General features: G+C 56.8%; 14 protein-coding genes. 11 read left to right on the forward strand and 3 right to left on the reverse strand.

The window, feature by feature from the left end:
• Positions 1-460: 460 nt before the first annotated feature.
• Positions 461-2,443: a transketolase gene (gene tkt, locus AMM41_RS21165; protein ID WP_089963896.1), complete on the reverse strand. Its 1,983-nt coding sequence runs from the start codon at positions 2,441-2,443 to the stop codon at positions 461-463.
• Between the two features lie 183 nt (positions 2,444-2,626).
• On the reverse strand, positions 2,627-3,508 hold the full coding sequence (locus tag AMM41_RS21170; RefSeq protein ID WP_089963897.1) for a LysR substrate-binding domain-containing protein: 882 nt from the start codon (positions 3,506-3,508) through the stop codon (positions 2,627-2,629).
• A gap of 166 nt (positions 3,509-3,674) precedes the next feature.
• On the opposite strand from AMM41_RS21170, the gene AMM41_RS21175 reads away from it, so the two are divergent.
• From AMM41_RS21175 to AMM41_RS21225, 11 genes are all read left to right on the forward strand, one after another.
• Positions 3,675-4,565 carry a LysR substrate-binding domain-containing protein gene (locus AMM41_RS21175; RefSeq protein ID WP_089963899.1) on the forward strand — a complete coding sequence of 297 codons (891 nt, stop codon included), beginning with the start codon at positions 3,675-3,677 and terminating at the stop codon, positions 4,563-4,565.
• A gap of 328 nt (positions 4,566-4,893) precedes the next feature.
• Positions 4,894-6,234 (forward strand): NAD(P)H-dependent oxidoreductase, encoded by a 1,341-nt coding sequence (locus AMM41_RS21180; protein WP_089963900.1) that lies wholly within the window; start codon positions 4,894-4,896, stop codon positions 6,232-6,234.
• 23 nt (positions 6,235-6,257) lie between these two features.
• Entirely contained in the window at positions 6,258-6,596 is a 339-nt protein-coding gene (locus tag AMM41_RS21185; protein WP_089963902.1) for a putative quinol monooxygenase, read from the forward strand.
• 9 nt (positions 6,597-6,605) lie between these two features.
• Positions 6,606-7,505 carry an NAD(P)-dependent oxidoreductase gene (locus tag AMM41_RS21190; protein WP_089963903.1) on the forward strand — a complete coding sequence of 300 codons (900 nt, stop codon included), beginning with the start codon at positions 6,606-6,608 and terminating at the stop codon, positions 7,503-7,505.
• Complete coding sequence (locus AMM41_RS21195) at positions 7,505-8,092, forward strand: gluconokinase (protein ID WP_089963904.1); 588 nt, start codon at positions 7,505-7,507, stop codon at positions 8,090-8,092. Before AMM41_RS21190 ends, AMM41_RS21195 begins: the two co-directional genes overlap by 1 nt.
• A 137-nt stretch (positions 8,093-8,229) precedes the next feature.
• The gene (locus AMM41_RS21200) at positions 8,230-8,979 is read left to right on the forward strand and encodes an SDR family NAD(P)-dependent oxidoreductase (protein WP_089963906.1); all 750 of its coding nucleotides are present in this window, start codon (positions 8,230-8,232) and stop codon (positions 8,977-8,979) included.
• Between the two features lie 58 nt (positions 8,980-9,037).
• Positions 9,038-10,027 (forward strand): TRAP transporter substrate-binding protein, encoded by a 990-nt coding sequence (locus AMM41_RS21205; protein WP_089963907.1) that lies wholly within the window; start codon positions 9,038-9,040, stop codon positions 10,025-10,027.
• Positions 10,028-10,165: 138 nt separating this feature from the next.
• On the forward strand, positions 10,166-10,699 hold the full coding sequence (locus AMM41_RS21210; RefSeq protein ID WP_089963909.1) for a TRAP transporter small permease: 534 nt from the start codon (positions 10,166-10,168) through the stop codon (positions 10,697-10,699).
• 5 nt (positions 10,700-10,704) lie between these two features.
• Positions 10,705-11,964 (forward strand): TRAP transporter large permease, encoded by a 1,260-nt coding sequence (locus tag AMM41_RS21215; protein ID WP_089963910.1) that lies wholly within the window; start codon positions 10,705-10,707, stop codon positions 11,962-11,964.
• A gap of 24 nt (positions 11,965-11,988) precedes the next feature.
• Positions 11,989-12,828, forward strand: a complete 840-nt coding sequence (locus tag AMM41_RS21220) for a transketolase (RefSeq protein WP_089963912.1) — start codon at positions 11,989-11,991, stop codon at positions 12,826-12,828.
• A gap of 10 nt (positions 12,829-12,838) precedes the next feature.
• Positions 12,839-13,843 carry a transketolase family protein gene (locus AMM41_RS21225; RefSeq protein WP_089963914.1) on the forward strand — a complete coding sequence of 335 codons (1,005 nt, stop codon included), beginning with the start codon at positions 12,839-12,841 and terminating at the stop codon, positions 13,841-13,843.
• Between the two features lie 153 nt (positions 13,844-13,996).
• On the opposite strand, the gene AMM41_RS21230 is transcribed toward AMM41_RS21225, so the two are convergent.
• The coding region (locus AMM41_RS21230; protein WP_194944926.1) for a YihY/virulence factor BrkB family protein at positions 13,997-14,342 on the reverse strand (346 nt) is incomplete at its 5' end.

Raw genomic sequence — 14,342 nt, forward strand, 5'->3', positions numbered from 1 at the left:
AGGCGTTGGCAACCTGTTTGAACAATCCCCACCACGCCTTGATTGGGATGTTCGTTTGGGACATTCACACTCCAATGAGCAAAGGGTGAGTCAAGTTAGCGCCCAAACTGCCCGCGGTCTGTTCGCTGTCCAACCCACGGGTTCGCGCGGGTGGTGGCACCGCCTGCACGCTGGATGTCATGGCTCTGGCGGATCGCGTAACCGGTTTGAGGAAGATGTGAAGATGTGGGGTCATCTTGGGAGTGGGTCAACGACAGCTGCCGGCCTGAATCAGTTAGCCGTCCAAAATGGGGATGCCGTCAATTTTTTAGGGTCGGCTTGAAGCTGGTTCCAGGCACTCGCCATCAAGCAAACCAAGGGCCGCTTTCGACCCATAGCGGTCGACCGCACTTCAGACCCCATGGAATTCGTAGAGCGAGAGTTGCCTTTCAGTAAAGACAAATCCAATCCTAAGACCTGTTCAATTCTTCAGCAAAGAAATGGCTTTGGTTGCCACCGCTTCGGGGGTAATTTTGAATAGCTTGTAAAGGGATTCGGCCGACCCACTTGCTCCAAAGCCGGTCATGCCCACAAAGCCGCCATCGAGCCCAAGGTAAGCATCCCAGCCTTGGCGCACAGCGGCCTCAACGCCCACCCGTACACCACAGCCCAGTACGCTTTTGCGATAAGAATCATCTTGCGCGTTGAACAGTTCCCAACAGGGAAGAGAGACCACAGCAGTGGCAATCCCATCAGCTTCAAGCTGTTCGCGAGCAGCCACAGCCAGCGCTACTTCAGAGCCTGTAGCCAGCAGCGTGACCCGACGCGTGCCGCAGGCGCTTTCATGAAGCACATATCCCCCGCGACTTGCCAGGTTGGCAGGTGTGTGAATGGTGCGTACCAAGGGTAGCGACTGCCGTGCAAAGATCAGACTGACTGGACCCGTGCTGTGAGCCAATGCCGCTTCCCAGCACTCCGCTGCTTCAACTGCGTCGGCAGGGCGCATGACCAGCATGTTGGGCATGGCGCGTAGCGAAGACAGAATTTCTACCGGCTGATGTGTGGGACCGTTTTTGCCGATCCCTATCGAGTCGTGGCTGAACACGAATTTGACTGGAAGCCCCATGAGTGCCGCCATGCGCATGGCGGGTCGCTGGTAATCGGCAAAGGCCAGATAGGTCACCGATATCGGCAGCACACCGCCGTGCGCCGCCATGCCGTTGGCCATTGAGCCCATCACATGCTCACGCACGCCGCAATGCACATATGAGCCACTGCGATCGTCTGCGGTGAAAGCCGTTAGGCCTCGCTTGTGGCTGGTGGGTGCTTCCAAGTCGGCGCAGCCAACCATGCGCTCCGGGAAAACGGGGGTCAGCAGGTCATTGATTTCGGCTGAGATGAATATGCCGCTGGGTGATGGTGGTGCTTGCAGGGCATTTTTTTTGAAGTCCAGCAAGACTTGCTGCCAATTACTAGGTAGTTCACCGCGTATCACGCGTTCAAATTCAGCGCGCTTGTCTTCAGGCAATGCTGCCACACGCGCTTGCCATGCGACGTGTTCGTCGTTACTGCGTTGACCAGCAGCTCGCCAAGCCTGCTGAACATCACTGGGCACTTCAAACGGACCTTGCGTCCAGCCCAGCAAGTCGCGTGCGGCCTGGGCATCTTCTGCAAACAAGCGACCGCTGTGGCCGCCCCGTTGGCCCTGAAGGCGGGCAATACCCTTAGCGATGACAGTGCGACACGCTAGCATGGACGGTCGAGAATCCGCGCGTGCGGCATCCAGTCCTGCAGACACCGCCTCGATGTCATGGCCATCTACCTCAACCACATGCCAGCCCGCTACGCGAAAGCGCGCAGCCACGTTTTCGCTGATGGATAAGTCGGTGCTGCCGTCGTCAGTGATCTGGTTGTCGTCCCACAACAGCACCAGCTTGCTCAATTTCAGATGGCCTGCAAGCGAAATCATCTCTTGGCCCACGCCCTCTTGGAGGCAGCCGTCGCCCACAAACGCATAGGTGTGGTGATTGACCAAATCACGACCAAAGTGAGCGTTCAAATACGCCTCGGCAACGGCCATGCCGAAGGCGTTGGCAATGCCCTGACCCAGCGGGCCTGTGGTGACTTCGATGCCGATGGCCGTGTTACGTTCTGGATGACCTTCGCAGTGCGAACCCAGCTCGCGAAAGCGCTGGATTTCTTCAATCGGAAAGTCTGGATATCCCGTCAGGTGCAGCAGCGAATACAACAGCATCGAGCCATGTCCGTTGGAAAGCACCACGCGGTCGCGGTCAAACCAGTTGGGCTCAGAGGGATTGAATTTGAGGTGACGTGTGTAAAGCGCGGTGGCGATCTCTGCCATGCCCAGCGGTACACCCTGATGCCCTTCTTGTGCGCGTACGATGGCGTCGATCGAGAGAAAACGGATGGCGTGGGCCAGGGCATTTTGTGGGTGTGAGCTCATGGGCTGCGGCTGCCGTGCTGCAAAGCCAGGCGCCAGTCTCCGTTGGTTTCAATGTCGTGGCCGAGATTTTTACGGGCAGGCCACATCAACACAAGCGAAGAAAACTCACGCCTTCATGAAAGGTTTTCAACCATGATCGGGGCGGCCCTCAGGCAGGGCCAAAGTTTCAATTCAATAACTTTTTTACCGAGACGGTTGAACTTCGTCCCGTAGCCAGGCCATAAAGCTGCGTACTTCAGGCTTTGAGGCGTGGCGTTCCGGGTACACCACGAAGTGGGCTTGGACTTCCATGCACATTTGTTCTCCAAAGACAGGTTGCAATCGGCCACTGGCGATCAGGGGGCTGCCGATGCTGGTGCTCTCCAGAGCCACGCCTAGGCTTTGAACGGCGGCATCAAGACTCATCATTGCACGGTCAAAACGCAGGCCCATGCGTTCAGGTCGTTGGTCACCGGCAAAGCGTGCAAACCATTCGGGCCATTGCACTACGCTAACGCTGGATTGGATCAGCGGTACACGGAGCAGGTCGGAAGTCGTGTGCAAGCGATGGATGCGGATGAATTCTGGACTGGCCAGAGGCAGGATTTTTTCTGTAAAGATCGGTTCAACCTCCAGATTCGGCCAGTTCGGTAGCCCGTAGCGAATGTCGACGTCCATCTGACCGAGTTGGAAGTCCGAATGCACATGCGAGGCTGACAGCATCATCGAGATGTTCGGGTGCCGCTCGGTGAATTTGCCTATGCGTGGCATCAACCACAAGCTGGCAAAGCTGGGGCTGCTGTGCACATACAGGGTGTCCTGCACACCATGGCGTAAGTCTTCGGTCGCAGTGTTGATGGCGCCCAGAGCGCTCGCCACACGCTCCAGATATTGCCGACCTCTAGGGGTGAGCTCGACGCCCCGGGCCGAGCGCTCGAAAAGACGCACGCCCAGAATGCTCTCGAGTTTGGCGACCTGGTGACTGACGGCAGAAGGCGTCAGATGCAACTCCTCTGCGGCCAGCGAAAAGCTTTTACGCCGGGCAATGGCTTCAAAGGCCTGCAGGGCAGAAAGAGGCGGGATCATGGCAGTTGAATGAAGCGGGGCTGAATGAAACTGAAGGAAATCGGACTCGATTGCTGTATCGACATTGCGCTCTAAGGTTATCAGAGATGATCCTGCGTCTTTCTCGAATGTCAGATTTAAAGGTATATCCTTGATATTCACTGATGAAGTTAACCCACGGACGAAGATGACCTTACCTTTGCGAGCAATCGCCGTATTCGAAGTGGTGGCACGCAGTTGCAGCCTGACCAAGGCCGCTGCTGAGTTGTTTGTGACCACTTCGGCTGTGAGCCAGCAGATTCATGTGCTCGAATTGCACTTGGGCACGACTTTGCTTAAGAAAGCAGGTCGCGGCGTCGCACTGACCGAGGCCGGTGAGCGCTACTTTGAAATGATTGCGCCGGACGTGCAGCGTATTGGCGAGGCGACCCAAAGGATTCGCGGATTTCGGTCGCGAACGGCACTGACCGTGCGCACCACACCCACTTTGGGCAGCAAGTGGCTCTTGCCGCGGCTGGGTAGATTTCTTAACGCCAATCCTGATGTGGACTTTCGCCTGAACGCCACCACGGAACCGACCGACTTCAGCCGTGAAGCCGTCGATATCGAAATTCGTCACGGCGAGGGGCAGTGGCCGGGTGTCTTTGTCGAGGGCCTAGCCGAAGAAAACTTCATGCCGGTGTGTGCCCCAAGTTATGCAGCCGCCGGCACGCTGGAGTTGGCAGAACTCCCGCACCGCCGGCTGATTTTTTCGGTCAAGGCGCAATTGCAATGGTCTCAGTGGTTTGCCTCGTTGGGCGTGGAAACGAGTCTCAAGGGCGAGCGGCTACTTTTAGACCGCAGCCACATGGCGATCGACGCTGCGGTCGATGGCCTTGGCATCGCGCTCGAGAGTAATCTGATGATGTGGCGGGAACTGCGTGAGGGCACGCTGGTGTGCCCGATTAGCAAGCCTCCAGCGATTACCCTCACGACGCAATGGCTGGTATGCCCATATGACCACCTGCGGAAGGCCAAAGTCCAGTTGTTTCTCGACTGGCTGCGCCAGGAGCGGGCAACCTGGCAAGGTGCCGTTTAAGACACGGGCTGAGGTTTTGAGTCAGAGGCGGCAAGTCTCGACTGTTCATGTCCTTCAAGGGTATCCGGTGGAGCGCAAGCGCGTACGACAGGGCTGTACACAGTCGAACCGTTAAGTTTTTCTTAATGAATCGGGTTTTTATGTCAATGGACGTCGGCTTTGCAGAGACTTAGCATCACATCCACTAAATCGTTAACCGATTTATTTCTAATCTTCCGAGATTTTTAATAAATTCATCGATCTCGATTTATTCAAAGAATACGCGAACGCAGACTTTCGCTATTCAAAGATTTAAAACCCGTTTGAAATATCCGAAAAAGGAATAAATATGAATTTGGCGACACTGCTTCAAAAGCGCGTGGCAGAAAAAGGTCCTGTCCGGGTTGGCATTATTGGTGCCGGTAAGTTTGGCTCCATGATGCTCGCTCAAGCTAGGCATATTCCCGGCTACCACGTGGTTGGCGTCGCCGATCTAAACGTGGCCAAAGCCCGTGAGTCGCTTAAGCGCGTGGGCTGGGACGAGTCACAGTACAGCGCCAAGACTTTGGGCGAAGCCTATAAGTCGGGCCAAACTTGCATCGTGGATAACGGGGCGGCCCTAGCCGAGTTTGAAGGCATCGAGTGCATCATCGAGGCCACCGGCCACCCGATCGCCGGTGTGCGCAATGCCCTGGCAGCGATCGAGGGCGGCAAGCACGTCGTGATGGTCAATGTTGAAGCTGATGTGATGTGCGGCCCCCTGCTGGCTGCGCGGGCCAAAGCCAAAGGGGTGGTGTATTCCATGGCATACGGCGACCAGCCGGCCTTCATCTGCGAACTGATCGACTGGGTGCGCTCCTGCGGCTTTGAGCTGACCGCTGCTGGCAAGGGCATGAACTTCGAGCCGCGCTACCGCTATTCGACACCCGACACGGTCTGGGGGTTTTTTGGCTGGACGGAAGAAGAAGTCAAGGCGGGCGACTTCAACCCCCAGATGTACAACTCCTTTACCGACGGAACCAAGGCGGCCATCGAGATGGCTGCCGTTGCCAACGGAACTGGGCTCGACTGCCCAGACAACGGCCTGGCCTTCCCGCCCGCCGGTTTGCATGATCTTGCCAACGTTTTCAAGCCAGCCTCTGAAGGTGGTCGTCTGGCCCGCAGCGGCCTGATCGATATCGCAGCAAGCCAGGAGCCCGATGGGCGCGAGGTACTCAACAACATTCGCTTCGGCATGTTCGTAACTTTCAAGGCGCCGGACGAGTACACCCGTGCATGCTTCAAGCAGTACGGCTTGCTGACCGACAAGTCTGGCTGGTATGCCTCAATGTGGCGGCCCTTCCATTTGATCGGACTGGAAACCAGCGTGAGCGTTTTATCTGCGGTGCTCCGTGGTGAACCCACCGGCACCTCCAGGGAATTCCGCGCAGACGCAGTGGCCACCGCCAAGACCAATCTGAAAGCCGGCGACATGCTCGACGGCGAAGGTGGATTTGCCGTCTGGGCCAACGCGATCCCGGCCACGAAGAGCCTTGCGCTTGATGCCTTGCCCATTGGCCTTGCGCACAAGGTCAAGCTCATCAAGCCGGTGGCGAAAGACACGGCCGTGTGTTTTTCCGACGTCGAACTGGTCGACAACCTGGATGTCGTCGATTTCCGCCGGGAATACACACGCACGATGGGCCGCTAAGGCTTTATTTAGAAGGCCTCATCATGACGCAGCAAGCACACCTCCGACCGGCAATACCGGTCTTTGTGGTCCTCGCAGAGTTTGTGGTCAAAGAAGGAATGCTTGAGGTCTTCTTGGCCCATGCATTCGACGACGCGCAGAGCTCGCTCGCCAAAGAACCGGGTTGCCTTCAGTTCGACGTGCTTCGCTCGTCGGACCATCCCAACGGGGTTTTGTTCTATGAGGTCTACCAGTCACGGCAAGCCTTTGAAGAGCACCTGAAAACCCCGCATGTGGACAAGTTTCGGGCCATCTTGTCGGAGCACGTTCAAGTAGAACGGCCTGTGAGAACGCTTCAACGTTTGAGCCCGGTTCCAACTTAAGGATTAGCTGTGAACGAAGCGATCCGCACAGTCGGCTTTGTCGGAACGGGCATCATGGGCGCGCCCATGGCTCGACATCTCGCTGCTTCCGGGTTCCAGGTGACTGCCTACAACCGAAGCATGGAAAAGGCCATGCCGCTGGCCGAGCATGGTGTCCGTCTCGCTTCAAGTGCGGCCGAGGCCTGCACCGGTCAAGACGGGGTAGTGGTCATGTTGAACTCCGGGCATGTTTGCGAGGAGCTCTTGTTCGCGCCAAAGACTGGCGGCCTTTTTGCAATGAGGCCAGGCTGTCTCCTGATCGTCATGAGTTCCCTCACGGTCGAAACCGCCAAGGATCACGCGCGCCGTTCACGGGCGCTCGGAGTGGGCTATCTTGACGCGCCGGTTTCTGGGGGCGAGGTTGGTGCCAAGGCTGCCACGCTGTCCATCATGGTTGGCGGCGAAGCCGCTGATGTGGCGCGCGCACGGCCTTTGTTCGAAGCCATGGGGCGCCCTCTTCATATGGGTCCCACGGGTACGGGTCAATTAACCAAGCTCGCCAACCAGCTGACGGTGGCCAGCACCATCGTGGCCGTGGCAGAGGCCTTGCTCTTGGCCGAGCGTGGCGGTGCCGATCCGGCCAAGGTGCGCGAAGCACTCCTCGGCGGATTCGCCCAGTCCAAAATTCTGGAGCTGCATGGCCGCCGCATGATTTCAGGCGATTTTGTCCCTGGGGGAACCGCGATCAATCAAATCAAGGACACCCAGGCGGCGATCGAATTGGCCCAGGAACTGTCACTTGAACTACCCATGCTCGCGTTGACCGATTCGCTGTTCCGCGACCTCGTCGATCACGGGCACGGCGAACTCGACCACAGCGCCTTGATTCTTGAGCTCAGGCGCAGGAATTCAGCTGAGGAGAAGCAGTGATGTCGCAGTTTGAACGAGCCTTGGGTGAGCAGTTGTCATCGGCCACACAAAACCCACGGGCTGCATTAGAAAAGCCTGCTACACGGCTGATCGTGGTGATCGGCGTTTGCGGTTGCGGCAAGAGCACCTTGGGCACATCACTCGCCAAGCACTTGAGAAAACCTTTCCTTGATGCGGACGACTTTCATCCGGCTTCAAACAAGAACAAGATGGCCCGAGGCATTCCCTTGGGCGACGCCGACCGTTGGCCCTGGCTTGATGCCTTGGCTGACGCCTTGGCGGTCAAGGGCAAGAGAGCGGGCATGGCAGTGGCGGCATGTTCTGCCCTGCGCCGGTCTTACCGGGAGCGGCTGGTCTTGATGGCTGGGGAGCCCATCCTGTTCGTGATGCTCGAGGGCTCCCGGGAATTGATCGCCGCACGCCTGTCATTGCGAACGGGGCACTTCATGCCGGCGGCAATGCTCGACAGCCAGTTGGCCACGCTCGAGCCACCCTGTTGTGACGAGCAGGCCATCACGCTGGATATAGCCCAGCCTATTGAAGCCATGGTCAAGGAAGTTCATGACTACCTGTTTTCGCGGCGTTGACCAAGGCATCATTTTGCTGCAGTGCCGCATGAATTAAATTAAAGAATGAATGAACTTATGTCGTTTGCGTTCAGGATGGGGGATCTGCAAAATTGCACCACCCGCAAGCATTCAGCGGTTCATCACAGGAGACAAAAATGTTGTTAAAAGACAAAGTAGCAGTTATCACCGGCGGCGCCGGCCTCAATGGATTGGGATTTGCAACAGCACGAATGATGTCCAAGCAAGGTGCCCTAGTCGTGATCCTCGACCTTGAACAGGCCAACCCACAGCTTGCTGCAGCGCAACTCGGTGATCAGCATCTGGGCTTGGTTGCCGACGTTACGGACAAGGCTTCCTGTGAAGTGGCCGTGGCCCGTATCCAGGAGAAGTACGGGCGCATCGATATTCTGGTCAATAACGCCGGCATCACCCAGCCAGTGAAATTCCTGGACATCACTGGTGCGGATTACGACCGCATCCTCGACGTGAGCCTGCGCGGCACCCTTTACGCCTCGCAAGCTGTGCTGCCGGTCATGCAAGCGCAAAAAAGCGGCTCCATCGTCTGCATTTCGTCGGTGTCCGCGCAGCGCGGTGGCGGCATTCTGGGTGGCCCGCATTACTCGGCTGCCAAGGCCGGTGTGCTCGGCCTGGCCCGTGCGATGGCGCGCGAGTTTGGCGGCAGCAACATCCGCGTCAATTGTGTCACTCCCGGCCTTATCGCCACCGACATCAACAAGGGCAAGATTCCCGACGACAAGCGTCAGGCAATTCTGGATGGTATTCCTCTGGGCCACATTGGCGAGCCGGACGACGTCGCCGGTTGCGTCGTGTTTCTTGCCAGCGACCTGTCCAAGTACTGCACAGGCATCACGCTCGATGTGAACGGCGGCATGCTGATCCACTGATTCAGATTTCACCCACCATCACGGCATCGCCGTGGTTCATTTCAACCTAGGAGACATCATGAAAAAATTAAATACATTCCGCCGTACCCTGTTGCTGGCGTCATTGCTCGCTGCCACTTCAATGGCCCAGGCACAGGCCGTAAAACTGACGTTGGGCCATGGCACGGCGATCGACAACCCGCGCCATACGGCATCCTTGAAGTTTGCTGAGGTGGCCAAGGCTAAGAGCAATGGCCGCATCGAAGTGACTGTGGCCCCCGCCTCTCAGTTGGGTGATGACGCCGCCATGGTCACCGCCCTGCGCACTGGTGCGCTCGATATGTCGGCCAACTCACAGGGTGCATTGGCAAATGCCGTGCCCGAGTACGCTGCATTCGGCATGCCATTCCTGTTTTCTAGCCAAGCACAAGCTTGGAAGGTAATGGATGGCCCCACTGGCAAAGAGTTGGCTCAAAAATCGGCCGAAAAAGGCTTGGTTGTTTTGGGTTACTGGGACAACGGCATCCGCCACATGAGTAACAACAAACGCCCACTGCTGAAGCCCGAGGATTTGAAGGGCCTGAAAATGCGCACCCCACCGGATTCTGTGACTGTGGACATCATGCAAAGCGTGGGTGCCGAGGCACAACAGATCAAGTGGTCAGAACTGTACGTTGCACTGCAACAAGGGGTAGTGGATGGGCAGGAAAACCCACTGGTCAACGTTCAAGCAGGCAAGTTGTACGAAGTGCAAAAGTACATCTCGCTGACCGGGCACAAGTACGAGATGACGCCCTTCTTGATTGGCAAACGTGCTTGGGACAAGCTTTCTGATGGCGATAAAAAGATTGTTCAGGAAGCCGCCAATGAAGCGACTGCGCTTCAACGTAAATTGGCACAAGAAGCCGATGACAAGATGTTTGTAGAACTCAAGGCCAAAGGCGTACAAATCGACAAAGTGGACCAAGCCCCATTTGAAAAGGCCACTGCACCTGTAGTGGCTAAGTGGGAAGCGAGCCCTATCGGCCCGTTTGTGAAGAAAGTCGTGGCCGCTGCGCGCGCCAAATAAGCAGCATAAAAATAGTCGGCACTGAAAAATGCATTGACCACAAGTGCAGGATAAACGGCTGACTTCAACGCGCTATTGCCATGTTCACGACCCGCATCGGTGCTGGCCACCGCAGCGGGTCATTTTGGAGATTCATTCATGACCGCAGTCTTAGTCGAGCGCAACGCGCTTGAACGGGCGATCGTGGTCATCTGCAGCTTCGTGCTGTGGGTGACGATGGTTTCAATTTTCTTGATCTTGACGATCAACACCTTGCTTCGTTATGCATTCGGCACCAGTTTGCAATGGGCCAACGAGGTTCCCGAGTTGTTGTTTCCTTGGTTGGTCATGTCCGGTGTCGTTTTAGCCGCCGAAAAAGGCTCGCACATCGCAACGGTGTTCCTAGTGGAGTCAGTCAGGCCTACGGTAAAACGTGTGATTGATATCGTAGCTTGGAGCGCTGTCGCTGTGTTGTACGCGGTGCTGGTTCGCGCAACTTGGAACATGCTTGAAATCGTGCACGACGAGAAAACGCCTATTCTGCTCATCCCGACATCGGTGACTTACGGTTGTCTGATGGTAGGCATGGGGATGCTGGTGCTGCTTGCAATCCAATCCGTCTCTAGGGCTTGGCGTGGTGTGCGCGTGGTGCGGGACAGTTCAGAGCCAGGGGCGCAAGCTGCGCAAGGATAAGCACCATGACTTTATTGATTTTGATTGTATTTTTGGGTGCGGCAACATTGGCCATGCCCATTGCACACGCCATTTTGTTAGCGGCAATGGCCGCTGCGGTCAGCAGTGACCGGGTTCCGTTTGACCTGCTGGTCCAGCAAATGGTGGCGCAGGTGCAGAGCTTTCCATTGATCGCCATTCCATTTTTCATGCTCACGGGTTCGCTCATGATGGGGGGCAAACTCGGCCAGGCCATCGTGGGCACTTTGACGGTTTTGGTCGGACGTTGGCACGGTGGACCTGCTCAGGTCAGCGTGTTGTCGTCGACTTTGTTTGGTGGCGTGTCAGGTTCAGCGGTGGCCGATGCATCGGCCATTGGATCCTTGGTCATGCCCTGGCACCGCAGGCTGGGTTATCCCATGCCTTTTTCGGCGGCCTCGCTGGCGTCGGCGGCCACCATAGACATCATCATCCCACCGTCGATCCCCATGATTTTGTATGCAATGAGTGCGAACGCGTCGATCGGGGCCTTGTTTTACGCAGGTATCTTGCCTGGCCTGATCTTATGCGGCGGATTCATGGCGGCTTGCTGGTATGTGGGCAAGCGTGACAACTTACCGCGCGAGACTGCACCGACTGACCGTGCAGAGTTTCGGCGCAACTTGGTGTATTCGATTCCAGCCATCGCATTGCCGATATTGATCATCGTATTTTTGCGTTTCGGCATCGCCACGCCAACCGAGGTGTCGGTGTTGTCCACTCTCTTTGCCGGCTTGGTGTCCCTGGTGATTTATCGCGACATGACGATTCGGCGTTTGCACCACGCCATCCTCGAGGCCGGTTTGGCGACGGGTGTGGTGCTGATGGTCATCATGGCCTCAGCGGCCATTGGCTGGTTGCTGACCTTTGACCAGATGCCGCAACACATCGTGCAGTGGGTGCAGGCAAACGTGAACGAAAAGTGGGTCGTTATCGCGCTGATGAACGCCATGATGCTGTTCTTGGGTATGTTCATTGACCTGCCTGCCGCCGTCCTGCTGCTGACCCCCGTTTTCCTACCCTTGGCGCAAGCGATTGGCATGGACACGGTGCAACTGGGCATCATGATGGTGGTCAACTTAGCCATTGGACTTTACACCCCACCTGTGGGCACCACCTTGTTCATCGCCAGTTCTCTGGCCAGGGTCAAAGTGGGCGAAACTGTGCGCGCCATGGTGCCGTTTTATGTGGTGGCCTTTGGTGTCTTGATTCTGGTTTCATACGTTCCCGCAGTCATTTTGAAATGACCGCATTGACCCTCCGGAGACATCATGTCAGTGAGCAATGATCGTTTGCTAGAAGTGGCGCGCTGCGCTTACCGTATTCGCCGATTCGCATTGCGAATGGGCGAGGTCCAAGGTCAGGGCTATGTTGGTCAGGCTTTGGGTTATGCCGACGTACTGGCGGTGGCCTATGGTCATGCCATGAAGTTCCGCGCCCAAGACCCCGATTGGTCTGATCGTGATCGATTTTTGCTCTCTCATGGCCATTACGCCATTGCAAACTATGCAGCCATGATTGAGGCTGGGATCATTCCCGAATCCGAACTGGAAACGTACGGCAGCGACGACAGCCGCTTGCCCATGTCCGGAATGGCCACTTACACACCTGGCATGGAAATCTCGGGGGGGTCACTTGGGCAGGGGCTTCCAATTGCGGTGGGCATCGCACTCGGACTGCGTCACCAAAAGAGCCCTGCATTTGTCTACAACTCCATGTCAGATGGTGAGCTGGATGAAGGCTCGGTCTGGGAGGCGGCCATGTCTGCTGCACACCACGGCTTAGGCAATCTGATCTGCATGGTTGACATCAACAACCAACAGGCAGATGGTCCATCCACTGCGGTGTTGGGTTTCGAGCCACTGGCAGACAAATGGGCAGCTTTTGGTTGGCACGTTCAGCGTGTGGATGGCAATCATCTGCCCTCGGTGTTGCGCGCCTTTGACACGGCGCGTGCACTGCCCGATGCCAAGCCCCGGGTGATCCTGTGCGACACATTGATGGGCAAGGGCGTGCCCTTCCTGGAGTCACGCGAAAAAAATCACTTTATTCGTGTGGATCCGCCCGAGTGGAAATTGGCGCTGGACATCTTGGATGCAAATCAACCCTAAGGCCCTTGAGATGAATACTGTGACCGACAAAAAGCCCCGACTGACCACCTCGGCCATGATCGCTTCGATCGCGAGTGATGGTCAGCGGGTGCAGGCAGCCCCCTTTGGCAAGGCACTGGTTGCCTATGCAGTTGATCATCCTGAAGTGGTCGGGATGACGGCAGACTTGGCCAAATACACCGACCTGCACTTGTTTGCACAGGCCTACCCTGAACGCTTTTTTCAGATGGGCATGGCCGAGCAGCTGCTCATGGGCGCTGCGGGTGGCATGGCCAAGACGGGATTGGTGCCATTTGCCACGACTTATGCAGTGTTTGGCACGCGCCGCGCATATGACTTTATTCACCAAGTGATTGCCGAAGAAAACCTGAATGTGAAGATTTGCTGCGCCTTGCCCGGACTGACCACCGGCTATGGCCCCAGCCATCAAGCCACGGAGGATCTCGCCATGATGCGTGCCATTCCTGGCATGACCATCGTGGACCCTTGCGATGCGCTGGACATTGAACAGGCTGTGCCGCAAATTGCCGAGCACCAAGGACCGGTCTACATGCGTCTGTTGCGTGGCAATGTGCCGATGGTTCTGGACGAATACAACTACAAGTTTGAATTGGGCAAAGCCAAGATGCTACGCGAGGGCTCGGATGTCTTGGTGATCTCCAGCGGCTTCATGACGATGCGCACACTCGAAGTTGCCAAGCAACTCGAGGCGGAAAAGGTGAATGTGGCAGTCATGCATTGCCCGACTATCAAGCCCTTGGATGAAGCTGCCATCATTGGCGAAGTGCGCAAGCCGGGTCGTCTTGTGGTGGTGGCCGAGAACCACTCCATCGTGGGAGGCTTGGGCGAGGCGGTGGCCAGTTTGCTGATGCGTGAAAGAGTGATACCTGCCAAATTTCGAATCTTGGCTCTGCCCGACGCTTTCTTGGATGCAGGCGCTTTGCCAACCTTGCATGACCGGTATGGTATTTCGGCTGAAAAAATGAACAGCAGAATCAAGGCGTGGTTAGCCTGATCGTCTCGGTCTCATGATCGAAAACATTTGCTGCTTTTAGCCCATAGCTGAAGTTCAGCTTGCGACGATCGATGACTGCAATCGCTGCAAGTGGGTCATTCAGCCCAAAGCCAAAGTAGGTGGATAAAAAGTACAAGGCTCAATGCGCCACGCCTACAAGGTTGAATGATCGAGCTTCAGCAGTGGCTCGGGCGTCTTGTGAGAACCGAACGTCCGGGCATAGGCGCAGCTGAACTCTGCACCCACCAACAAGATCTGGGCTGAAAAGTAGACCCACAACAGCACCACCACGAGCGAGCCGGCCGCGCCGAAACCCGACGCCACACCGCTGCGGCCGATGTAGGCGCCCATCAGGAACTTGCCGCCCGTGAACAGCAAGGCCGCGATCAAAGCGCCGAGCCAGACATCGGAGACCCGCACACGCTGGCGAGGCATGACCTTGTAGATCAGGCCGAACATGGTGGCCACGAGCAGGAAGCCACCGATCGCATTGCCCGCC

It is taken from the genome of Limnohabitans sp. 2KL-3, assembly GCF_001269405.1.
In the GTDB taxonomy this organism is placed as follows: Bacteria; Pseudomonadota; Gammaproteobacteria; order Burkholderiales; family Burkholderiaceae_C; genus Limnohabitans_A.